This is a genomic window from Streptomyces sp. NBC_00258 (assembly GCF_036182465.1).
Lineage (GTDB): Bacteria > Actinomycetota > Actinomycetes > Streptomycetales > Streptomycetaceae > Streptomyces.
Genome location: NZ_CP108081.1, coordinates 7,600,888 through 7,621,981 on the forward strand (window position 1 = coordinate 7,600,888; position 21,094 = coordinate 7,621,981).

The following is a 21,094-nucleotide window of genomic DNA, read 5'->3' on the forward strand; positions in this document are numbered from 1 at the left end:
CATACCCTATAGACACGGCGCACCGGCCTTCCGGTTGCATGATGCCCCCCTCGACATCCGTTCATGAACGGGGCCCCTATTCCCCGCCTTCGCACGCAACCGGTTCCAAGCCCCCAACTGCCCTGTAACCGCAGCCTCTTGTCGCCCAGGGTTCTACGCCGTTCATCATGATCGCAAGATGCGAAACACGGTGTTTACCGGTCATACGCGTTCATTGGGGTGTCTGATGGTCTCGTTCGGTGTGGTTACGGTCAAGCGGGTACGGATGTTGCCGAAGTGTTCTCTTATCGCGTCCTCCGCCCGGGTGGCGTCGCCGGAGCGCACCGCGTCGAGGATCTCCCGGTGCTGCCGACAGGTGACCTTCGGATCCTGCGGCAGCTCCACGAGATCCGTGCGTACGCGGTGGAAGGCGTCCCAGAAGGCCTCCAGGAGTTCGCTCAGCAGCAGGTTGCCCAGGCCCCGGTAGAGAGTGGCGTGAAAGGCGCGGTCCGTGTCCGCGAGACCGGTGCCGGCCGCCGCCTCCGCGTCCATGCGGTCCACCAGGGCATCCAGTTCGGCGAGATCGTCCGCCGGGACCCGGCCCGCGAGCCGGACGATCAGCCCGGTCTCCACGGCCTCGCGCAGCTGGAGGAGCTGGAGGAGGCTGTCGTCGCCCCGGTAGTGCCCGGCGACCGTGCGGAAGGCGAGGCCCTCGATCATCGGGGCCATGGACATCGGCCCGACGTAGGTGCCGAAGCCGTGCCGGATCTCGACGATGCCCATCGCCTGGAGCGCCTTCAGCGCCTCGCGCACGGAATTGCGGCTCGCGCCGAGCAGCTCCATGAGCTCGGGCTCGGTCGGGAGTACGGCGCCCGAGGGCAGCCGGCGGTCAATGATGAGCTTCTTGATCCGCTCCTGGAGGTCGCGCGCCATGGCCAGAGGGTAGCGGGCCGAAAGGGTTCGGCCATACGCGATGGAGTTTCGGCCGCATGCGAAGAGGCTCCTCGCGATGACGAGGAGCCTCTTCGGTGGTGCGCCGCCAGGGACTCGAACCCCGGACCCGCTGATTAAGAGTCAGCTGCTCTAACCAACTGAGCTAGCGGCGCGTGCTGCTCCGCAGATCTTACCTGGTGTCGGGGGGTGCCCCGGCCCTCCATGCACGTGTGCGGGCCGGTGGGGGCTGATCGCGCAGTTCCCCGCGCCCCCGAGATGGCTGGGGCCGGTGCGTCGGCTGCGCCCCTTCAGGGGCGCGGGGAACTGCGCGACCAGCCCCCACCCACCCGCAGACAAAAAACAACCCCCCTGCCGAACCGCCGGAGGCATCCCGCTTACATCATTTGGACCGTCAACATGCGACACCCGGTGACAGTTGAGAAACTGACGGACGTGCAGAAGCGCGGACTTTTCCACCAGGAGTGTGAGGGGAATCGCATGGCGGCTCCGGTATTCGAGGAATTCGATCCCGAGAGCGACTGTGATTGCCCCGGATGTAAGCACTGGCGGCTTGTGCTGCCCCATTCCGCGGCCACCGGATTCGGCGGCCACCCGGCGGCCCACCGGGCGCTCGTCCTGGCCGCCGCGGCGGGCACGGCGCTCGGCGCGGGCCACGTCGTACCGGCCGTCGCGGCAGCCGCGCACGCCCCGCGGCTGCCCGGCGCCCCCGCGGCCGACGAACCCGACACACCGCAGGGCGGCAAGGCCCCGCTCCACGGCCCCGGAGGCGTTCCGGCCAAGATCAGGACACCCCCGACGACCCGGTCCGAGATCATCAACCGGGCCAAGGAGTGGGTCGCCGCCGAGGTGCCCTACAGCATGAGCGCGTACTGGTCCGACGGGTACCGCCAGGACTGCTCGGGCTTCGTCTCGATGGCCTGGAACCTCGGCGGGAACGAATGGACGGGCAGCCTCGACAAGTTCGGCGTCCGGATTCCCCGGGAGCAGCTGGAGCCCGGTGACATTCTCCTGTTCCACAATCCGGCGGACCCCGAGAAGGGGTCGCACGTCGTGATTTTCGGGGGCTGGACGGATTACACGCAGGACTATTACATCGCGTACGAGGAGGCCCGCCCGCGCGCCCGCAAGCAGGCCACCCCGTACGCCTACTGGAAGTATTCGGACCGCTATCTGGCGTACCGCTACAAGGGGCTGAAAGGGGGAACGGAGGGTGAGGGGCCGGATTCGCCCGCCGACCCGAAGACTCCGAACACCCCCGTCACCTCTCCGGGGACGAAACCGGCGGCACCGCCCTACCCCGGTCCGGCGGCCTTCGGGCCCGGGGCGAGCAACGCCAGCGTCACCCGGCTGGGGCGGATGCTCGTCGAGCGGGGCGCGAGCGCGTACTACTCGGCGGGGCCCGGGCCGCGCTGGTCGGAGGCGGACCGCAGGGCCACCGAGGCGTTCCAGCGGGCGCAGGGCTGGACAGGTGCGGACGCGGACGGGTTCCCGGGGCCGACGACCTGGGCGTACCTGGTGAGCGACAAGGGACGGGACATCGTCGCCCCGAGCGGCGGCAGTTCCGGCAAACCCGGACGTCCCCCGGCCGGAGGTGTCGCCTCGCACGGCGTCCCCGGCTACCCCGGGCGGGCGTTGTTCCGGCCGGGCGCCAGCAACGAGTACGTCACCCGGCTCGGGAAGCAGCTGGTGAGGAAGGGGTTCGGCAAGCACTACACGCAGGGGCCGGGACCGCGCTGGGGCGAGGGCGACCGGCGCAACGTCGAGGCGTTCCAGCGTGCGCAGGGGTGGCGCGGCGGTGCGGCCGACGGCTACCCGGGGCCGGAGACCTGGCGGCGGCTCTTCTCCTGAGGAGCCGGGCCGTTCGGATGAGGACCCGGACCCGTTCGGACGGCTCCTGACGGCACTTCCCTCATGACAGTTCTTCCTGGCGCGGAGGCACGGAGGCACGTATGAGTACGACGACTGAACAGTCCCCGGAGTTCGAGGGGACACCAGAGGCGGGTGGACGGGAGGCGGGTGGCCGCGGGGCGCGGCTCATCCACAACGAGGCGACCACCGAGATCCCGGTCCACCTGCTGTTCCGCGACGAGCCCGAGCCGGTGTCCGTACCGCTCGCGCCCGCCGTCGTGAGCCGGCGGCGCGGCACCGGCGAGCAGCCGAGGGTCGCCCGGCGCCCGCCCGCCCCGGTGCGGCCGCGGCCGGTGGTGGAGGTCGACCCCGACCTGGTGGAGCGGCCCGCGGGCGTACTGCCGGGCCTGGCCGGGGTACTGGCCGGTGCCGTCGGCGCGGCCGGCTGCGTCCTCGCGTCGTGGTGGGCGGGCGTGCTGCCGCCGCTCGCCGTGGACGCGCTGGGGCTGCCGGTGCGTCCGAGTGCCGGGCTCGGCGGACCGCAGTGGGCGGCGCTCGCCGGGACCGGGGCGCTCACCCTGTTCGGGTTCGGCGGGCTGGCCCGCGGCCGTACCGGACGCGCCTGGGTGCTCGGCCTCTTCGGCCGCTACCGGGGCACGGTCCGGCGCACCGGACTCATGTGGGTGAACCCGCTGGTGCTGCGCCGCCGGATCGACGTACGCCTTCGGCACTGGCGCAGCGACCCGATGCCCGCGGTCGACGCGAACGGGGTCGCGCTCAGGGTCGTCGTGCTCGTCGTCTGGCGGGTGCGGGACACCGCGCGCGCCGCGCTCGGCGTCGAGGACCACCAGCGGTATCTGCGCGAGTGCGTGGAGGCGGCGCTCGCCCGGGTGCTCGCGCAACTGCCCGCCGATGTCGCGCCGAACTCGCCGAGGGCCGCCGACTCCGCGACCCTGCGCAACACCGAGGCCGTCGGCGACTCACTGACCCGGATCGTGGCCGCGGACGCGGCGGCGGCCGGCCTCCAGGTGTTCTCCGCACAGCCGCTGCGCGTCGAGTACGCCCCCGAGGTCGCCGCCGTGATGCAGCGCCGCCGGATCGCGGCACTCGACGCCCAGCACCGCGACAAGGTCCTCACGTCGGTCGTCGACTCCGTCGAGGACACGGTGACCCGGCTGACCGTGCGCGGCCTCGTCGAACTCGACGACTACGAGCGCAAGGCTCTGGTGAAGGATCTGACGGTGGCGTTCTATACGGGACATGGAGATCGATGACCGCCGCACCCCCGCTGCCCAACACCGCACCCCTGCCGGCGAACAGCGCACCCCCGCCGGAGACCGCCTCACCCTCGCCGGGCTCGCCTCGGACGCCTGGAGCCTGACCGACGGAACACCGCGCGCCGTGCTGGGCCTCGCAGGCCCGCCCGGCGCCGGCAAGTCGACCCTCGCCCGCGCCCTCGTCGCGCACCTGGGGGAGGGGGCCGCCTATCTGCCGCTCGACGGCTTCCATCTCTCCAACGCCCAGCTGGAGCGCCTCGGCCTGACCGCCCGCAAGGGCTCCGAGCCGAGCTTCGACGTGTGGGGATACGTCGATCTGCTGCGCCGGGTCCTGGACGAGACCGGCCGCGACATCTACGTACCGGACTACGACCGCACGCTCGACGAACCGGTCGCCGCACGGCATGTGGTGCCCCCGGCGGCCCGGCTGATCGTCACGGAGGGGAACTACCTCGCCTGCGACATGCCGGGATGGCGGGAGGCGTATGTGTTCATGGGGGAGTGCTGGTACGTCGAGGCGCCCGGGGACGTGCGTCAGGTGAGGCTGGTGGAGCGGCAGTTGGCGGGTGGGAGGGACGAGGCGCAGGCGCGGGACTGGGTCGTGACCAACGACGATCCCAACGGGGAGCTCGTGGAGAAGTCGCGGGACCGCTGCCACCGAATCCTCTCCACTATTGGTATGGACATGTTCAAGGCTCAGCAATAATCTGGGACTTGGTCTAGACCTGAATCATCGCCACACGCATCGCGATGCGCACGCACAGCTCACGGAACTTCCCCCACGTTCTCCAGGAGCGGCAGCATGCGGAAAAAGACGAAGTTGTACGCCGCCGCGGTCGGCCTCGCCACCACGGGAGCGCTCGTGCTCTCCAGTGGTGGCGCCACCGGCCACGGCTACACCGACCTCCCCATCAGCCGGCAGAAGCTCTGCCAGAACGGCTCCGTGACCAACTGCGGCGACATCCAGTGGGAGCCCCAGAGCGTCGAGGGGCCCAAGGGCTTCCCGGCGGCCGGGCCCGCGGACGGGCAGATCTGCTCCGCGAACCACGGCAACTTCGGCGCGCTCGACAAGGCGACGACGCCCTCGGGCGGTGCCTGGCCGACGACCAGGGTCAGCGGCGGGCAGAGCTACACCTTCCGCTGGCAGTTCACGGCCCGGCACTCCACGACCGACTTCAAGTACTACGTCACCAAGAACGGCTGGAACCAGAACGCTCCGCTGACCCGGTCCGCGCTGGTCACGGCCCCGTTCCTGACCGTCCCCTACAGCGGCCAGCCGCCGGCGACGCTCTCGCACAGCGGCACCCTGCCGACCGGCAAGAGCGGTCACCACGTCATCCTCGCGGTGTGGACGATCGCCGACACGGGGAACGCCTTCTACGCCTGCTCGGACGTGACGTTCTGAGCGCCCGCCACCCGTTCGCCGCGCAACTCTGAGCATCTCTTGAGGCTCATGCCCACCCCCCACGGGTAGGTTCCACGCACGTCGACATGACCATGACGGCGTGCGTGGAGCTGTACCGAACATCGGGGGACGTCGATGGACTTCATGTTCTATGCGGTGCCTGGCCTGATCATGGCCGTGACCGTATTCCTGGCGGTCAGGGTGATCCGCCGGGCGTTTGAGCTCAGGCGGGCCTGGAACAGCGGGCTGACCGCGGAGGCGCGCTGCCTGCGCACGTACACGACGACCAGCGGCGGCAGCGGTGACTCCTCCGTGCGCACGACGCTGCACCACGTGTACGAGTTCACGGCCAGGGACGGGCGCACCATCCGTTTCGAGGAGGAGGGCGGGCCGGGCACGACGGTCGAGGGCGACATCGTCGTCGTGCACTACGCCGAGGGTGAGATGGTGAAGGCCACGGCCCAGGCGCCGGGCCACGTCAGGAACACGGCCTCCACCGTGGGCATCCTGGCGTTCCTCTCCGTGATCGTGGTGTTCTGCGTCGGCTTCATGGTCACGTACACCGAGGCCTTCGGCGACAACTCCTCCGTCTCCCACGTGGACGAGCCTCCCTCGATCGACGACAGGCCGTACAACAAGGTGCCGTGACCACCCTTCCGCACCTGACCCTCCACATCTGACGCCCCGTCAATTATGGTGCGCCTCCATGGGATCCAGGAGCGTGGGGACCGGCGCGCGGACCGTCGCGGAGCTCGTGCAGGACCGGTGGGGCGACCACCGGCCGGGGCTGTGGTTCGAGGAGCGGACCCTGACCCACCACCAGGTGGCCGCGGGCGCGGCGGCGCGGGCCGCGCTGCTGAGGGACCTGCTGCCGCCCGGCGCTGAACCGCACGTGGGTGTGCTGCTCGACAACACCCCCGAATACCCGCTGTGGCTGAGCGCGGCCGCTCTGGCGGGCGCGGCCGTCGCCGGGATCAATCCCACCCGCCGCGGTCCCGAACTCGCCCGCGACATCCTGCACACCGAGTGCCGCGTCCTGGTCACCGAGCAGGCACACCTCCCGCTCCTCGACGGACTCGAACTCCCGGGCGTACGGCTGCTGGTGACCGACACCGAGGCGTACGAGCGGCTGCTCGCGCCGTACGCGGACGCGCGCCCCGAGCCGGCGCGGGCCGGTCCGGAGAGCCGTCTCCTCCTGTACTTCACCTCCGGCTCGACCGGGGCGCCCAAGGCGGCGATCTGCTCACAGGGGCGGCTCGCGGCGGCCGGGCGGTCACTCGTCGACCACTTCGGGGTGCGCGCGGACGACGTGCACTACATCTGCATGCCGATGTTCCACGGCAACGCGGTCATCGCGGACTGGGCACCCGCCCTCGCGGCCGGCGCGGGAGTCGCCCTGCGGCGACGCTTCTCGGCCTCGGGCTTCCTTTCGGACGTACGGGCGTACGGGGCCACGTACTTCACATACGTGGGACGGGCCGTGCAGTACATCCTGGCCACCCCGGCCCGGGCCGACGACCGGGACAACCCGCTGCGCACGGGCTTCGGGACGGAGGCGGGGGCGGTGGACGCGGCCGCCTTCGAGGAGCGGTTCGGGGTGCGGCTGGTGGAGGGGTACGGGTCCTCCGAGGGCGGGGCGGCGATCCAGCGGACGCCCGGCACGCCGAAGGGGGCGATCGGGCGGGCCGCGCCCGGCGACGATCTCGCGGTGGTCGACCCGGTGAGCCGGGCGGAGTGCCCCGCGGCGGATTTCGGGGCCGACGGCAGGCTGCTCAACGGGCGTGAGGCGATAGGGGAGCTGGTGAACCGCGGGCCCAACCCCTTCGAGGGCTACTGGCGGAACGAGGCGGCGGAGGCGGCCCGGCAGAAGGGCGGCTGGTACTGGACCGGGGACCTCTTCTACCGGGACGCCGACGGGTTCCTGTACTTCGCGGGGCGCACGGACGACCGGCTCCGCGTCGACAGCGAGAACCTGGCGGCCGCGGTGATCGAGAACATCCTCGCCCGCTACGAGGGCGCGGACGCCGTGGCCGTCTACGCCGTACCCGACCCGGTGGCAGGCGACCAGGTGATGGCCACCGTGGCCGGCTCCTTCGACCCCGTCGCCTTCGGGACGTTCCTGCATGCCCAGCCGGACCTGGGCACCAAGATGGCCCCCCGCTTCGTACGGATCGTGGACCGCATGCCGGTCACCGCCACCAACAAGATCCACCGGGTGGGGCTGCGGCGGGAGGGGTTCCGGTGCGTGGATCCGGTGTGGTGGCGGCCGCCGGGGGAGTCCGCGTACCGACGGCTGGGCGAGGCGGACCTGGCGGAGCTGATGGCGCGGTACCGGGCGCGGGGGCGCGAGGAACTGCTGGTGAGGTAGGGCGGCCGGACCTGTCGAGGTCCTCGACAGGGCTCAGGGAAGGTACGCGAAAGGCCCCCGCTCGCGCGGAGGCCTTCGTGTTGTGCGCCGCCAGGGACTCGAACCCCGGACCCGCTGATTAAGAGTCAGCTGCTCTAACCAACTGAGCTAGCGGCGCATGACTCTCGCCAACCGCTTTTCGCGGCTGGCGACAGAAAAAATAATACCTGGTCCGAGCGGGTGCTCCGGACCACGCCGCTCGCGCTCAGATCGCGAGCGAGAGCAGTACGGGCGCCGCGCCCCGGTTCAGGGTGTCCGCCGCCTCGCGCAGCCGGTGGGCGTGGGAGACCGGGAGGGAGAGGGCGAGGCAGCCCACGGCCGAGCCGGCCGTGATGGGGACCGCCGCGCACACCGTGCCGACCGCGTACTCCTGGAGGTCGAGCACGGGCACGGTGGGTGCCTGGGCGTCGAGCCGTGACAGGAACGCGCGCTCGTTCGTGATGGTGCGCGAGGTGAGGCGGGCCATCCTGTGGCGGGAGAGGTGGTCGCGCCGGCCGTTGAGGTCGAGCTGGCCGAGAAGGCTCTTGCCGATGGCGCTGGCGTGGGCGGCCGAGCGGAAGTCCACCCATTCGTTGACCGCGGGGGTGCTGGGGCCCTCGGCCCACTGGGAGACATGGACCTCGCCGTCCACGTACCGGCTCATGTAGATGGCGGCGCCGACCGAGTCGCGCAGCCGGTCGAGGTTCCGCTGGAGCTGGGTGCGCAGGGCCTCGTCCCGGTCGTGTGCGGAACCCAGCCTGCGGAGCGCCGCCCCGGTGACGTACGCCCCGTCGGTGGTCTGCTCGACGTACCCCTCGCGGCGCAGCATCCGCAGGAGCGCGGTGAGGCGCTCGGTGCCGAGGCCGGTGCGGCTGGCGAGTTCGGCGTCCGTGACACCGGCGGTGTGCCGCGCCGCCACGGTCTCCAGGACGCGCAGGGCGTCCTGGGCCGAGTGGTACGGCACGGTCGGCTCGACCTTCACGACAGCTCACCTCGCTGTGACGCTCCGGGTGCTGGCAGATGTTCTTCCTGCCGGGGGTCCGGGGGTTGTCCCCCGGAATGATGCAGCAGCGCCACGGTGTCCCCTTGCGCTTTTCGGCCCGGCTTTCACATCAACGCAGCCCGGACGGCCGGGCCCCCTCCACGATAACCGCCAAGAGGCGTACGGGGAGGGGCTGTTGGCGAGATTGGTGGCGCGTTCCAGTCCCCTCAACAGCGGGGCATCCTTCTGGCATATGCCAAAGTCATGCCCCATCGGCTCGGCCTCGGAACCTTGCGGTCTTCACTTCTTGAAGACAGGTGGTGACGCTCCCGGAGGATTACAGCACCGCGCCGAGGAACTCCCGCGTCCGCTCGTGCTCCGGGTCGCCGAAGATCTTCTCCGGCGGACCGGACTCTAGAACGCGCCCCGAGTCGAACATCAGCACCTGGTCGGAGATGTCCCGGGCGAAGTTCATCTCGTGGGTCACGCAGAGCATCGTGATGTCGGTGGTGCGGGCGATGTCCCTGAGCACGTCGAGGACGCCCGCGACCAGCTCGGGGTCGAGCGCGGAGGTCACCTCGTCGAGGAGCAGTACCTGCGGCCGCATCGCCAGGGCCCGCGCGATCGCGACACGCTGCTGCTGGCCGCCGGAGAGCTGGCTCGGGTACTTGTCGACGTGCTCGGTCAGCCCGACCAGTTCGAGCAGCTCCCGGGCCCGCTCCTCGGCCGCGTCCTTGGACATGCCGAGCACGGTGACCGGCGCCTCGGTGATGTTGCGCAGCACCTTCATGTTGGGGAAGAGGTTGAACTGCTGGAAGACCATCCCGATGTTTTTGCGGACCTCGCGGATGTGCTTCTCGCCGGCCGGGACCAGCTTGCCGTTCTTCTCCTCGTGGGTGAGGTAGTCGCCGTTGACCTTGATCGTGCCCTCGTCGGGCTTGGCCAGGGTCATCAGCAGCCGCAGGATCGTCGTCTTGCCGGAGCCGGACGGGCCGATCAGTGTGACGTGCTTGCCGGAGGCGACCGAGAAGTCCAGCTCGTCGAGGACGACGTTGTCCCCGAAGCGCTTGGTGACCTTGTCGAAGCGGATCAGCTCGCTGCCGTCCGTCGCCGGGTTGGCGTCGGAGTTGGCGTCGGGCTCTTTCATCAAAGGGGTGTCAGCGGACAAGACGTCGCTCCAGGGCTCGCATGAGGAGGGAAGCGGGATAGGAAATGAGGATGAAGGCCACGCCGATGACCGTCAGCGGCTCGGTGAACTGGAAGTTCTGCTGCGCGAACAGCCGCGCCTCGCCGAGCATGTCGAGGACGGTGATCGCCATCAGCATCGGCGTGTCCTTGAGCATCGAGATGACGTAGTTGCCCAGCGCGGGCACCACCCGGCGGATCGCCTGCGGCAGGATCACCGCGGTCCAGGTCCGGGTCATGGGCAGGTTCAGTGCCGTGGCCGCTTCCCACTGGCCGACCGGCACGCCCTCGATGCCGGCCCGGTAGACCTGCATCGTGTACGTCGAGTAGTGCAGCCCGATGGCGACGACACCGGTGGTCATCGCGGAGAACGTGATGTTCCACTCGGGCAGCACGTAGAAGAGGAAGAACAGCTGCACCAGCAGCGGGGTGTTCCGGATGAACTCCGTGACAACCCCCACCGGCCAGCGCACCCAGCGGCTCGGCGCGCGCATCAGCAGCGCCCACACCAGCCCGAGGGCGAAGGAGATCAGCGAGCCGAGCACCAGGGCCTGCAGCGTGACCAGCAGTCCGTCCCAGAAGTGCGGCATGAAGTCGCCGACGGCACTCCAGTCCCATTTCATCAGCGACCCCCTGCCGCTTCGGCACCGACGGCCGTGGTCTCCGGGCGGGGCGCGGGAAGCTTCCCGCCGCCCTCGGGCACCCTGCCGAGCCCGGCCTTCAGCTTCTTCTCCAGACCGCGCATGACCCGCGTGAGCAGGAAGGCGATCACGAAGTAGATCAGCAGGATGTACGTGTAGATCTCCGCGCTCTCCTGCAGCGCGAGCCGCACGAGGTTGCCGCTGAACGCCAGGTCGCCCATGCCCATCACGGACACCAGGGCCGTGCCCTTGAGCAGCTCGATCAGCAGGTTCGAGAAGGGCGGGATCATCTCCGGCACCGCCTGCGGAAGCAGGATCAGCCGCAGCCGCTGCCAGGGCGTGAAGCTGAGTGCGATCCCGCCCTCACGCTGCGCCGGGTCGACGGAGTTCAGAGCGCCGCGCACGATCTCGGAGCCGTACGCCCCGTAGGTGAGGCCCAGTGCGAGGGTGCCGGCCCACATGGGGACCAGCTGCCAGCCGAAGGCCGGTGGCAGCACGAAGAACACCCAGAAGATCATGATCAGCGCGGAGGTGCCGCGGAACACCTCGGTGTAGAAGCCTGCGAGGAAGCGGACGATCCACAGCCGGTGGGTGCGCGCGATGCCCACCACGAAGGAGACGGCCGCGGCCAGCAGCGCGCTGAACACCAGCAGCTGGACCGTGACCCAGATCCCCTTCAGTACGAGTTCCCAGAGTCCCGATGTCATCCGCCGCACAACTCCTTCGCGGTCATATCGGTCATCTCGTTCTTGGTGAAACCGAAGGGCTGGAGGATCCGGAACAGTTCACCGCTCTCCTTCAGCTTCCTGAGCTCCACGTTGAAGGCGTCCCGCAGCGCGGTCTCCGTCGGGCGGAACGCGAAGCCACCTCCGTCGACGTGCGGCTTGCCGTCCACGAGTGGCGCGAACGGCTTGGTCGACTCCGTCTTTCGGGACTTCTTGACGACCTCGCGGGTGGTCAGCGCCGTACCCGCGAAGACGTCGACACGGCCCGCCTCGACGGCGTTCAGACCCGCGACCTGGTCCGGGACGATCAGGATGTCGCTCTCCTTGTAGCCGGCGTCGACCGCGTACTGGATCTCCGCGTAGCCGGTTCCGGTCGCGAACTTCGCCTTCGACTCCACGACGTCCTTGTAGTCGTGCAGGTTCTTCGGGTTGCCCTTGCGCACGATGAAGGAGTCGAGCATCTGGTAGTCGGGGTCGGAGAAGATCACCTGCTCGCAGCGTTCGGCGTTGATGTACATGCCGGCGGCGACGACGTCGAACTGCTGGGAGTTCAGACCCGGGATGAGCGAGCCGAACTCCGTGGGCACCGGCTGGACACTGTCCACTCCCAGCCGCTTGAAGATCACCCGTGCGAGTTCCGGTGCCTCGCCGGTGAGCTTGCCGTTCTTGTCGATGTAGCCGAAAGGGATCTCGCCGGCGATACCGAGGCGTACGACGCCCTGGGCCTTCAACCGGTCCAGGAGATCACCGCCCTCCTTGCCGGACGCCGTGGCCACGCGGCTGCATCCGGCCGCGCCGAGCGCGCCGAACGCCGCGACGCCGGCCAGTAGTGACCGGCGGCTCGCGCCGCGTTTCTCTTCCTTCGCGGAAGCTTCCTTCGCGTCGTTCCCAAATGGTGGAGCCATGGGCGCGCGGCTACCCGGGACGATGCGAGTTATGCGGATCTGTTTGCGCCCCGTTTGCGGAGGGCCCTCTTGACCCGGGGTGGACCATGGAAATCATGACCGACCGCTACATCGACGTGTCCCTGTCCAAGCGCGGAGTCCACTGCACCGCGAAGCTCCTCGACGACCGTGCGCCGATCACCTGCGAGGCGGTGTGGAACGCATTGCCGCTGAGCAGTGACGTGTATCACGCGAAGTACGCCCGCAACGAGATCTATGCCCTGTTCCCGGCGTTCGCGCCGGCCGAGCCGCCGCTGGAGAACCCGACCGTCACGCCCATTCCCGGCGATCTCTGCTATTTCTCCTTCTCCGGTACGCAGCTGGGTACGCAGGCGTACGGGTACGGGGGTGCCTCCGGCGTGCAGGCCGGGACGCCGGTGATCGACCTCGCCCTGTTCTACGAGCGGAACAATCTGCTGCTCAACGGGGATGTGGGGTGGGTGCCCGGGATTGTGTGGGGGCAGGTGGTGGAGGGGCTGGATGCGATGGCGGAGGCGTGCAACGACCTCTGGCGCGCGGGCGCGCTCGGGGAGACGCTGAGCTTCTCCCGGGTGTAGGAGCCGGGTACGACGGGGTTGTGGGGAGCTGCGGGCCGGTGGGGGCCGATTGCGCAGTTCCCCGCGCCCCTTTTGGGGCGCGGGGAACTGCGCAGTCTTTTGCTTTCAGGGGCGCGGGGAACTGCGCGACCAGCCCCCACCGGCCCGCGGCCGACGCACTACCCCCAGCGGAGCGCTAGCGCGCGGGTGGCGCGATCCCCGCGACCCCCGCCTCGTACAGCGCGTGCGCCGTCCGCAGGACCAGCGCGTCCTGGTGGCGCGCCCCCACGATCTGAAGACCGACCGGCAGGCCGGTCTCGTCCGTGCCCACCGGGACGGTCGCCGCGGGCTGCTGGGTCATGTTGAACGGGTAGGTGAACGGCGTCCAGCCGGTCCAGCGGCGATGGCCCGAGCCGCGGGGAACCTCCGCGCCCGCCTCGAACGCGGTGATCGGGATCGTCGGGGTGACCAGGACGTCGTAGGTCTCGTGGAAGAGGCCCATCCGGCGGCCGAGTTCCATCCGTACGTCCACCGCGGCGAGGTAGTCCAGCGCGCTGGACCGGGCCCCCAGATCGCAGATCTCCCGCAGCCCGGGGTCCAGCAGCTTCCGCTGTTCGGGGCCGAGCCGCTGGGTGACCCGGGCCGCCCCGCCGAACCACAGCGTGTGGAACGCCTCGACGGGATCCGTGAAGTCGGGGTCCGCCTCCTCGACGTACGCCCCGAGGGACGCGAGCCCCTGCACCCCGCGCCGCACCGCCGCGGCGACCCCGGGCTGCACGGCGACCTGGCCGCCGAGGGAGGGCGAGTACGCGACGCGCAGCCCTCGCACACCGCCGGCCAGCCCGTCCACGAAGGAGCCGTTCACCGGGCCGAGCTGCGACCAGTCGCGTGGGTCGGGGCCGCTGATGACGTCCATCATCAGGGCCGCGTCCGCGGCGTCCCGTGTCATCGGCCCGACGTGCGCCAGCGTGCCGAACGCGCTCGCGGGATACAGCGGCACCCTCCCGTACGTCGCCTTCAGCGCGAAGATCCCGCAGAAGGCGCCGGGGATGCGGACGCTGCCGCCCCCGTCCGTGCCCAGCGACAGCGGGCCCGCGCCCAGCGCCACGGCCGCCGCGCTGCCGCCGCTGGACCCGCCCGAGGTGCGCGAGAGGTCGTACGGGTTCCGGGTCACGCCCGCCTGCGGTGAGTCCGTGACGCCCTTCCAGCCGAACTCCGGCGTCGTCGTCCGGCCGACGAACACGGCCCCGTGCTCGCGCAGCCGCGCCACGGAGGGCGCGTCCTCGTCCCAGCGCCCCTGGGAGGAGATCGTTCTGGAGCCCTTCAGGGTCGGCCCGCCGCGCATCAGCAGGATGTCCTTCACCGAGACCGGCACCCCGTCGACCAGCCCGGCCGGCTCGCCGCGCTGCCATCGCTCGGCCGACTCCGCGGCCTGGGAGAGGGCCGCGTCCGCCTCGACGCTTACGAACGCGTTCACCGCGGGCTGGACCTCCTCGGCCCTGCGCAGCGCGGCCCGCACCACGTCAACGGGGCTGAATTCGCCCTTGCGGTATCCCTCGACGAGTCGTACAGCGGTCAGCTCGGTGAGATCGGTCATCCGCCCCTCCAACATGCTTCAGTGGACGTTTTTCAGTGGCCGGGTACGTATCCACGCTGTTTGTCGACGAGGTTCGGCAGCGGCTCTCCCGTCTCCCAGAGCTCGTACAACTCCACGAACTGCGCACCGAGTTCGTCCCGCCAGCCCACCGTGTCCCCGCTCATGTGCGGCGACACGATCAGGCCCGGGGCCTCCCACAACGGGCTGTCGGGGCCCAGCGGTTCGTGCTCGAAGACGTCGAGCGCCGCCCCCGCGATCCAGCGGCTCGCGAGGGCCTCGGCCAGCGCTTCCTCGATCACAAGCTGCCCGCGTCCGACGTTCACGAAGCGTGCCGACGGCTGCATCAGTCCAAAACGCCGCGCGTCGAACATCCCGTGCGTGTCATCGGTGAGCGGTGCCGCGGACACCACCCAGTCGGCGCGGGCGATCAGCCGGTCGAGGTCCTCCGGGCCGTGCACCCCCTCGCGCGGTGTGCGCCCCACGAGCGCCGTCGTGATGCCGAGGGCCTTCAACGTCCGCTCGATCGCGCGCCCGATCGGCCCGGAGCCCACCACGCACGCGCGCGTGCCGGCGATCCGCTGCGACTCGCGGTGCCGCCACTCCCGGGCCCGCTGCAGGTCCCAGGTGCGCGGCAGGTCCTTGGCCATGGCGAGGACGAGCGCGGCCACGTACTCCGCGATCGGCTGGTCGAAGACCCCGCGCGCGTTCGTCACCAGCGTGTCGGACGCGGCGAGTTCGGGGCACATCAGGTGGTCCACACCCGCGCTCGCCGTGTGCACCCAGCGCGGCCGCGGGCCCTCGCCCGGCCAGGCCCGGCGTACGGCGTGCGAGGCGAAGTCCCAGACCAGCAGGACGTCGGCGGTGGGCAGGAGCGCGGCCAGCGACGACTCGTCGGCATGCTCGACCCGCACCCGGCCGGTGAGCCGGCCGAGCCGGGGCGGCGGGTCGGTGTCGAGCACCAGGAGGGTTGTCTTTTCGGCCAGGTTCGAGGGCGTGGCAGAGGTCATCGGGGGGAAACCATTTCGCAACGAGGGTCCGCTTCTCTGGTATCTGGATGCTGGACGCCGGGCTCTGAGTGCTTGCGGGACATCGGCCGAACCGTCTGGGACCGGCCGTCGGGCCGGGGGCGCACAGCCGTCTCAGATGCGCGGATTGACCACGCTCGCACCGGAACCTACCTTCGTCAACAAGGGCTAGTTTCCGTGGGAATCCCGGAGTCCCGTCCGTTCCCCTGTCCCGACGTCCCGGCATGCGCCGGCTTGTGTCCCCCGGCCCCTCGGCCGGTCACCACCACTCGCTCAACCCGAGTTTGGGGCTGCTCATGGACGTCTCCTTCCTTGGTGGACCACACCCTCAAAGGGGTGTCGGCGTCGTCGCTCCCTTCGATTTCGCTCTCGACCGTGAACTGTGGCGCTGGGTCCCCGACGAGGTCTCGCTCCACCTCACCCGTACCCCGTTCGTGCCCGTGGAGGTCAGCCTCGACCTGGCCCGTCTGGTCAGCGAGCACGAGACGCTCGGCGACGCGGTGCGCGCGCTGAACGCCGTCGGACCGGAGATCGTCGCGTACGCCTGTACGTCCGGCAGCTTCGTCGGCGGCATCCCGGGCGAGCGCGCGATGTGCGAGGCCATGACCCGGGCCGGCGAGATCCCCTCCGTGACCACGTCCGGCGCTCTCCTGGAGGCACTGGAGGAGCTGGGCGCACGCCGGATCGCGCTCGTCACGCCGTACACCGTCTCCGTGACCCAGTCCCTGGAGGAGTACCTCGCCGAGGCGGGCATCATGGTCACCGGCCGCGCCTACATGGGCCTGACCAGGCACATCTGGAAGGTCCCGTACCGCAATGTGGTCGACATGGCGCGCGACGCCGTACGTGGCCATGCGGACGCCCTCTTCATCAGCTGCACGAATCTCCCCACCTACGACGTCATCCCGCAGCTGGAGGCCGAGCTGCGCATCCCGGTGATCTCGGCCAACCAGGTGACGATGTGGGCTGCGCTGCGTCACCTGGGTACCCGGGCAGTAGGGCCGTACCAGGCGCTGATCGACGAGTCGGCGCGACAGCGGCCCGTACCGCCCGCGCTACCGGCAGAACCAGCGCTACCGGAAGAACAGGAAGGTTGGGCATGACGGCTCTCGGATTCCTCTACCCGGGCCACTCGGCCGAGGACGACTACCCGCGCATGGAGCAGCTCCTCGGCAGCGACATCCGCCTCCAGGTCGTCCACACGGACATCGGGGAGGACGCCCACCGCGTGGACGCACTGCTGGAGATGGGCTCGGCGGCCCGCCTCGCCGCCGGGGTCGAGGACCTGCGGCTGTCCGGGGCCGAGGCGGTGGTCTGGGCCTGCACGAGCGGCAGCTTCGTCTACGGCTGGGAGGGCGCCCACGATCAGGTCCGCACCCTGGCCACGACGGCGGGGCTGCCGGCCTCCTCGACGTCCTTCGCGTTCGCCCATGCCGTACGGGAGCTGGGCGTGAAGCGGGTCGCGATCGCCGCGACGTACCCCGACGACGTGGCCGTCCTCTTCGGGACCTTCCTGACGGACGCGGGCCTGGACGTCCTCGGTGTGCGCAGTTCCGGGATCATCACGGCGGCCGAGGTGGGTACGTGGGGTGAGGCCGAGGTGCTGGCCCTGGCCCGTGCGGGTGACCACCCGGAGGCGGAGGTCGTCCTCCTCCCCGACACGGCCCTCCACACGGCTTCCCACATCCCGTCCCTGGAGAAGGAACTGGGCAAGCCGGTCCTCACCGCCAACCAGGTCACGGTCTGGGAGGCCCTGCGCCTCACGGACCGCCGCGTGAACGCCCCCGAACTCGGCGCCCTCTTCACCAGGGAGCCGATCGTCCAGGCGTGACGGTCCCGGCGGGGGCGGAGCCAGGGCTTTTTCGCCCCCGCCGCCCCTACCCTTCCCGTCCTTCTGGGGCTCCGCCCCAGACCCCGTTGCCGGGTGCGGGTGGGTGGGGGCTGGTCGCGCAGTTCCCCGCGCCCCTGGAAGGCGGGGCTGCGCCCGGCCTTCCAGCCCGCCACCCCCCACCCACGGTCAACCCACCCACCCCCAGTAGCCCCCACTCACCCAGCCCCTCCGGCGTTTGAGGAGCGGGGGTTCGGGGGCGGAGCCCCCGAGTAGTGACGGGAATGGGTAGGGGCGGCGGGGGCGAGGGAATAAAGCGGAGCCCACCTCCTGTTACGGCAGCGCGGACAACGCGTCGTACCAAACAGGAGGACCCCCGTGGCGGCACCGGACCACACCACCAGTGAACCCGACGAGATCAGGGCGGAGGCGAAGGGCACCTCACAGGTACCTCTCTCCGTTCTCGACCTGGTCACGGTAGGCGCCGGCCGCACCGCGACGGACGCCCTCCGCACCAGCGTCAAACTCTCCCGCCTCGCGGAGGACAGGGGCTTCCACCGCTACTGGGTGGCCGAACACCACTCCATGCCGGGCGTGGCCTCCACCTCCCCCGCCGTGATCCTCGCCCACCTCGCCGCCCACACGACCCGCATCCGCCTGGGCTCGGGCGGCGTGATGCTCCCGAACCACGCCCCGCTGGTCATCGCGGAGCAGTTCGGCACACTCGAAGCGATGGCCCCGGGCCGCGTCGACCTGGGCCTCGGCCGGGCCCCGGGCACGGACGGCGCCACGGCCGCGGCCCTCCGCCGCACGGACCGTCTCAACGAAGGCGCGGACGACTTCCCCGAGCAGCTCGCGGAACTCACCCGCTTCCTGGACGACGACTTCCCGCCCGGCCACCGCTACGCCCGCATCCACGCGGTCCCGGGCCCCATCCAGGCGACCTCCCCCGGCGGCGTCCAGTCCCCGCACCGCCCGCCGATCTGGCTGCTCGGCTCCTCCGGCTTCAGCGCCCGCCTCGCGGGCACCCTCGGTCTGCCCTTCGCCTTCGCGCACCACTTCTCGGCGCAGAACACGGTCCCGGCGCTCGACCTCTACCGCGAGTCCTTCCGGCCGTCGGCGGTACTCGACTCGCCCTACGCCCTGATCGGCGTCTCCGCCCTCGCGACGGACGACGAGAAGGAGGCCCGCCGCCAGATCATGGCCGCCGCGCTGAACATGGTCCGCCTGCGCACCGGCCGCCCCGGCCTGGTCCCCACCCCGGAGGAGGCGGAGGCGTACGAGTTCAGCCCGATGGAGCGGGAGTTCGTCGACTCCTGGAACACGAACGTCATCCACGGCACCGCCGACGAGGTCCGCTCCGGCCTCGACGACCTCCAGAAGCGCACCGGCGCCGACGAGCTGATGCTCACCGCCAACGCCCACAGCAGTGACGTACGTCTGCGCTCCTACGAACTGATCGCGGACGCCTACCAGCTGCCCGCGGTCGGAGAGCCTGAGGCCGGAGAGCCTCAGGCCTGAGAGCAGGCCGCCGCCGTCAGGAGCGCGGAGATACGATCCGGCGCCACCGGCCGGGAGTACAGCCACCCCTGGCCGGTGTCGCAGCCGATACGCCGCAGCCGTGACGCCTGGCCCGCGGTCTCCACGCACTCGGCGGTGACCGTCAGGCCGAGCCGGTGCGCGAGCTGGATCATCGCCTCGACGATGACCTCGTCCGCGGGGTTGGACCGGGCGTCCGGGCCCGCGCCGTTCTCGCCGGTCTCGTACTGGAAGCCGCGCACGAACGACCCGTCGAGCTTCAGCACCGAGACGGGCAGCCGGCTGAGGTAGGCGAGGTTCGAGTACCCCGTGCCGAAGTCGTCGATGGCGATGCGTACGCCCATGTCGCTGAGCGCCTGGAGGGCCTGCAGCGGGCGGCCCGCGGAGCCCATCACCGCGGACTCGGTGAGCTCCAGCTGGAGGAGGTGCGGGGCGAGTCCGGTCTCGGCGAGGGTCGCCGCCACGTCCGCCACCAGGTCGGAGTCCCAGACCTGACGCACCGCCACGTTCACGCTGACGAAGATCGGTTCCGCGTCCGGGTGGTCCAGCTGCCAGCGGCGCGCCTGCCGGCAGGCGGTGGCCAGCACCCAGCGGCCCAGCTGCACGATCGAGCCGTCTTCTTCGGCAAGTCCGATGAACCGATTCGGCGTCAGTGTGCCGAACTGAGGATGGTTCCATCGCACCAGCGCCTCGACCCCGCGCACCCCGCCGTCCTCCATGCACACGAGCGGCTGGTACTCCAGGGCGAACTCGCCCTTCTCGATGGCCGGGCGGAGCGTGGAGGAGAGGGCCTGGCGGGTCATCCGGTGGGCGTTGCGCTCCGGGTCGAACAGCGTCCAGCGGGACTTGCCGTCGGCCTTCGCCCAGTACAGCGTCGTGTCGGCGGCCTGCATCAGACCGGTCGCGGTGGTGCCGGCCGCGTGACGCTCGACGACACCGATCGAGGCCGAGACCGAGAGCCGCTGCCCGGAAAGGTCGAACGGCACCTGCAGGGACTTCAGTACGGAGTCGGCGAGGTCCGCGAGCTGCTCCGTACCCGTGGAGTCCTCGACCAGCAGCGCGAACTCGTCGCCGCCGAGCCGGGCGACCAGGGGGGTGGCCGGCCGCGCGTACCCGGCCTCGTTCGCGCAGCGTGTCAGCCGCTCGGCGACGGCCGCGAGCAGCCGGTCGCCAACACGGTGGCCGAGCGTGTCGTTGACCGCCTTGAACCCGTCGAGGTCCAGATAGCAGAGCCCGATCCGGCCGGTGCCGGACTCCTCGTACGCCTCCGCCTCCAGCGCGGCCGAAAGCCGCTCGAAGAACAGGGTGCGGTTGGGCAGCCGGGTCACCGGGTCGTGCATCTGCAAGTGGCGCAGCCGGGCCTGGAGTTCGCGGCGGGCGCTGATGTCGGAGACCGAGAGCAGCACCGCGCGCTCCTCCTCGGGCAGCGGACTGACCGTCACCTGGGCCCAGAGGGAGTGGCCGTCGGGGTGCTTGAGGCGTCGGGTGCAGCGCAGTCTGGCCTGCCGGCCGCGGAGCACCTCGCGGTACGCGTGCCACGTACGGGCGTCCGAGGCGAGGTCCACCAGGTCGGCGGCGATCCGGCCGGTGAGCCCGCCCGGGCCCGCCCCGAGGAGCGCGGCAAGGGTGTCGTTGGCCGTGACGACCAGGCCCTCCCGGTCCACGACGGCCATCGCGAGGGGAGCGGCGGCGAAAGTGGCGCGGAATGTACGGGCGCCGGCCTCGGTGTCGGTGCCGGCCCGGGCTCCCGCGCCGGCACTGGGGTGGGGATGGGGATGGGCGTCGGCACGTGGATCGGTGCCGGTATGGGGGTGGCCGTCGGCCTCGAAGTCGATACCGGGGCGCGGCGGGAGGCCGGCCGGCGAACCGGCCGAGAGCCGCGCCGGAAGACCCGCCGACAGACCCGACGGGAATCCGGCGAGGAAGTCGGCCGGAAGTCCGGCCGGTAGCTCGGCGGGGAGTCCCGCCGAGAGGTCCAGAGGGGCTGCGACCAGGGACTCGACGCGTGGGACCCGTTCCTCGTGAGGAGGGGTCCCGACGCGACGAGAGGCCGCGATGTGACTCTCTGTGACGGCCGGCCGGACGAGGTCTACCGCGGGCGCCGGCCCATCGGACGTTCCGCTCACCGTTCGCTCCCGCTGTGCACTCGTTCGTCGTACAGGTCTCGTCGGGGGGTCGGCCGGTGGTGGACGGCCGCTCTAGCCGTGTCCGCGCAGGAAAGTGTGCCGATCATAGAGGTTGGC

At 70.7% G+C, this 21,094-nt stretch carries 19 protein-coding genes and 2 tRNA genes; 10 read left to right on the forward strand and 11 right to left on the reverse strand.

The genetic code is table 11. The features are described from left to right. Positions 1–201: 201 nt before the first annotated feature. On the reverse strand, positions 202–912 hold the full coding sequence (locus OG718_RS33870; protein ID WP_143632526.1) for a FadR/GntR family transcriptional regulator: 711 nt from the start codon (positions 910–912) through the stop codon (positions 202–204). Between the two features lie 96 nt (positions 913–1,008). After that, positions 1,009–1,085 (reverse strand) — tRNA-Lys (locus OG718_RS33875). A gap of 325 nt (positions 1,086–1,410) precedes the next feature. Here OG718_RS33875 and OG718_RS33880 point away from each other — a divergent pair. The 6 genes from OG718_RS33880 (at position 1,411) to OG718_RS33905 (ending at position 7,831) form a co-directional block, all read left to right on the forward strand. Next, a complete protein-coding gene (locus OG718_RS33880) occupies positions 1,411–2,781 on the forward strand; it encodes a peptidoglycan-binding protein (RefSeq protein WP_328845952.1) in 1,371 nt (456 codons plus the stop codon). Between the two features lie 101 nt (positions 2,782–2,882). Then, a complete protein-coding gene (locus OG718_RS33885; protein WP_328845953.1) occupies positions 2,883–4,055 on the forward strand; it encodes an SPFH domain-containing protein in 1,173 nt (390 codons plus the stop codon). Continuing rightward, complete coding sequence (locus OG718_RS33890; RefSeq protein ID WP_328845954.1) at positions 4,042–4,764, forward strand: nucleoside/nucleotide kinase family protein; 723 nt, start codon at positions 4,042–4,044, stop codon at positions 4,762–4,764. The genes OG718_RS33885 and OG718_RS33890 overlap by 14 nt, the downstream gene beginning before the upstream one ends. A gap of 96 nt (positions 4,765–4,860) precedes the next feature. After that, positions 4,861–5,463, forward strand: a complete 603-nt coding sequence (locus OG718_RS33895) for a lytic polysaccharide monooxygenase auxiliary activity family 9 protein (protein WP_143632518.1) — start codon at positions 4,861–4,863, stop codon at positions 5,461–5,463. A gap of 171 nt (positions 5,464–5,634) precedes the next feature. Next, complete coding sequence (locus tag OG718_RS33900) at positions 5,635–6,111, forward strand: hypothetical protein (protein ID WP_313904858.1); 477 nt, start codon at positions 5,635–5,637, stop codon at positions 6,109–6,111. A gap of 58 nt (positions 6,112–6,169) precedes the next feature. After that, a complete protein-coding gene (locus OG718_RS33905; protein WP_328845955.1) occupies positions 6,170–7,831 on the forward strand; it encodes a long-chain-fatty-acid--CoA ligase in 1,662 nt (553 codons plus the stop codon). Between the two features lie 83 nt (positions 7,832–7,914). On the opposite strand, the gene OG718_RS33910 is transcribed toward OG718_RS33905, so the two are convergent. From OG718_RS33910 to ehuB, 6 genes are all read right to left on the reverse strand, one after another. Continuing rightward, positions 7,915–7,988 (reverse strand) — tRNA-Lys (locus OG718_RS33910). A gap of 87 nt (positions 7,989–8,075) precedes the next feature. Continuing rightward, positions 8,076–8,831: an IclR family transcriptional regulator gene (locus OG718_RS33915; RefSeq protein ID WP_328845956.1), complete on the reverse strand. Its 756-nt coding sequence runs from the start codon at positions 8,829–8,831 to the stop codon at positions 8,076–8,078. Positions 8,832–9,168: 337 nt separating this feature from the next. Further along, positions 9,169–9,978 (reverse strand): ectoine/hydroxyectoine ABC transporter ATP-binding protein EhuA, encoded by an 810-nt coding sequence (ehuA, locus tag OG718_RS33920; protein WP_143632512.1) that lies wholly within the window; start codon positions 9,976–9,978, stop codon positions 9,169–9,171. Positions 9,979–9,988: 10 nt separating this feature from the next. Beyond that, complete coding sequence (gene ehuD / locus OG718_RS33925; protein ID WP_143632509.1) at positions 9,989–10,639, reverse strand: ectoine/hydroxyectoine ABC transporter permease subunit EhuD; 651 nt, start codon at positions 10,637–10,639, stop codon at positions 9,989–9,991. Next, positions 10,639–11,364: an ectoine/hydroxyectoine ABC transporter permease subunit EhuC gene (gene ehuC / locus OG718_RS33930; protein ID WP_143632507.1), complete on the reverse strand. Its 726-nt coding sequence runs from the start codon at positions 11,362–11,364 to the stop codon at positions 10,639–10,641. Before ehuC ends, ehuD begins: the two co-directional genes overlap by 1 nt. Continuing rightward, on the reverse strand, positions 11,361–12,287 hold the full coding sequence (gene ehuB, locus OG718_RS33935) for an ectoine/hydroxyectoine ABC transporter substrate-binding protein EhuB (RefSeq protein ID WP_143632505.1): 927 nt from the start codon (positions 12,285–12,287) through the stop codon (positions 11,361–11,363). Before ehuB ends, ehuC begins: the two co-directional genes overlap by 4 nt. A 95-nt stretch (positions 12,288–12,382) precedes the next feature. On the opposite strand from ehuB, the gene OG718_RS33940 reads away from it, so the two are divergent. Then, the gene (locus OG718_RS33940; RefSeq protein WP_186001010.1) at positions 12,383–12,883 is read left to right on the forward strand and encodes a DUF3830 family protein; all 501 of its coding nucleotides are present in this window, start codon (positions 12,383–12,385) and stop codon (positions 12,881–12,883) included. 175 nt (positions 12,884–13,058) lie between these two features. Here the strand turns inward: OG718_RS33940 and OG718_RS33945 are convergent, their stop codons facing one another. Together OG718_RS33945 and OG718_RS33950 are read right to left on the reverse strand one after the other, a co-directional pair. Continuing rightward, positions 13,059–14,459 carry an amidase gene (locus tag OG718_RS33945; RefSeq protein ID WP_143632501.1) on the reverse strand — a complete coding sequence of 467 codons (1,401 nt, stop codon included), beginning with the start codon at positions 14,457–14,459 and terminating at the stop codon, positions 13,059–13,061. 32 nt (positions 14,460–14,491) lie between these two features. Next, on the reverse strand, positions 14,492–15,466 hold the full coding sequence (locus tag OG718_RS33950; RefSeq protein ID WP_143632499.1) for a D-2-hydroxyacid dehydrogenase: 975 nt from the start codon (positions 15,464–15,466) through the stop codon (positions 14,492–14,494). 314 nt (positions 15,467–15,780) lie between these two features. Between OG718_RS33950 and OG718_RS33955 the strand changes: the two genes are divergently transcribed. The 3 genes from OG718_RS33955 to OG718_RS33965 all read left to right on the forward strand — a co-directional run bounded on the left by OG718_RS33955 (position 15,781) and on the right by OG718_RS33965 (position 18,833). Next, positions 15,781–16,587, forward strand: coding sequence for a maleate cis-trans isomerase family protein (locus tag OG718_RS33955; protein WP_143632973.1), 807 nt, complete (start codon positions 15,781–15,783; stop codon positions 16,585–16,587). After that, positions 16,584–17,315, forward strand: coding sequence for a maleate cis-trans isomerase family protein (locus OG718_RS33960; RefSeq protein WP_143632497.1), 732 nt, complete (start codon positions 16,584–16,586; stop codon positions 17,313–17,315). The genes OG718_RS33955 and OG718_RS33960 overlap by 4 nt, the downstream gene beginning before the upstream one ends. 375 nt (positions 17,316–17,690) lie before the next feature. After that, positions 17,691–18,833, forward strand: a complete 1,143-nt coding sequence (locus OG718_RS33965; protein ID WP_186001009.1) for an LLM class flavin-dependent oxidoreductase — start codon at positions 17,691–17,693, stop codon at positions 18,831–18,833. Here the strand turns inward: OG718_RS33965 and OG718_RS33970 are convergent. After that, a complete protein-coding gene (locus tag OG718_RS33970; RefSeq protein ID WP_328845957.1) occupies positions 18,824–20,977 on the reverse strand; it encodes a putative bifunctional diguanylate cyclase/phosphodiesterase in 2,154 nt (717 codons plus the stop codon). The genes OG718_RS33965 and OG718_RS33970 overlap by 10 nt on opposite strands. Between the last annotated feature and the right edge of the window lie 117 nt (positions 20,978–21,094).

Excerpts from the sequence above, each read along its gene's own strand:
- OG718_RS33960 (WP_143632497.1), top strand. The coding sequence starts at position 16,584 with ATGACGGCTCTCGGATTCCTCTACCCGGGCCACTCGGCCGAGGACGAC.
- ehuA (WP_143632512.1), bottom strand. The coding sequence starts at position 9,978 with ATGAAAGAGCCCGACGCCAACTCCGACGCCAACCCGGCGACGGACGGC.
- OG718_RS33880 (WP_328845952.1), top strand. The coding sequence starts at position 1,411 with ATGGCGGCTCCGGTATTCGAGGAATTCGATCCCGAGAGCGACTGTGAT.
- OG718_RS33950 (WP_143632499.1), bottom strand. The coding sequence starts at position 15,466 with ATGACCTCTGCCACGCCCTCGAACCTGGCCGAAAAGACAACCCTCCTG.
- OG718_RS33945 (WP_143632501.1), bottom strand. The coding sequence starts at position 14,459 with ATGACCGATCTCACCGAGCTGACCGCTGTACGACTCGTCGAGGGATAC.
- OG718_RS33955 (WP_143632973.1), top strand. The coding sequence starts at position 15,781 with ATGGACGTCTCCTTCCTTGGTGGACCACACCCTCAAAGGGGTGTCGGC.
- ehuB (WP_143632505.1), bottom strand. The coding sequence starts at position 12,287 with ATGGCTCCACCATTTGGGAACGACGCGAAGGAAGCTTCCGCGAAGGAA.
- OG718_RS33905 (WP_328845955.1), top strand. The coding sequence starts at position 6,170 with ATGGGATCCAGGAGCGTGGGGACCGGCGCGCGGACCGTCGCGGAGCTC.
- OG718_RS33885 (WP_328845953.1), top strand. The coding sequence starts at position 2,883 with ATGAGTACGACGACTGAACAGTCCCCGGAGTTCGAGGGGACACCAGAG.
- OG718_RS33940 (WP_186001010.1), top strand. The coding sequence starts at position 12,383 with ATGACCGACCGCTACATCGACGTGTCCCTGTCCAAGCGCGGAGTCCAC.
- OG718_RS33895 (WP_143632518.1), top strand. The coding sequence starts at position 4,861 with ATGCGGAAAAAGACGAAGTTGTACGCCGCCGCGGTCGGCCTCGCCACC.
- OG718_RS33870 (WP_143632526.1), bottom strand. The coding sequence starts at position 912 with ATGGCGCGCGACCTCCAGGAGCGGATCAAGAAGCTCATCATTGACCGC.
- OG718_RS33890 (WP_328845954.1), top strand. The coding sequence starts at position 4,042 with ATGGAGATCGATGACCGCCGCACCCCCGCTGCCCAACACCGCACCCCT.
- ehuC (WP_143632507.1), bottom strand. The coding sequence starts at position 11,364 with ATGACATCGGGACTCTGGGAACTCGTACTGAAGGGGATCTGGGTCACG.
- OG718_RS33900 (WP_313904858.1), top strand. The coding sequence starts at position 5,635 with ATGGCCGTGACCGTATTCCTGGCGGTCAGGGTGATCCGCCGGGCGTTT.
- ehuD (WP_143632509.1), bottom strand. The coding sequence starts at position 10,639 with ATGAAATGGGACTGGAGTGCCGTCGGCGACTTCATGCCGCACTTCTGG.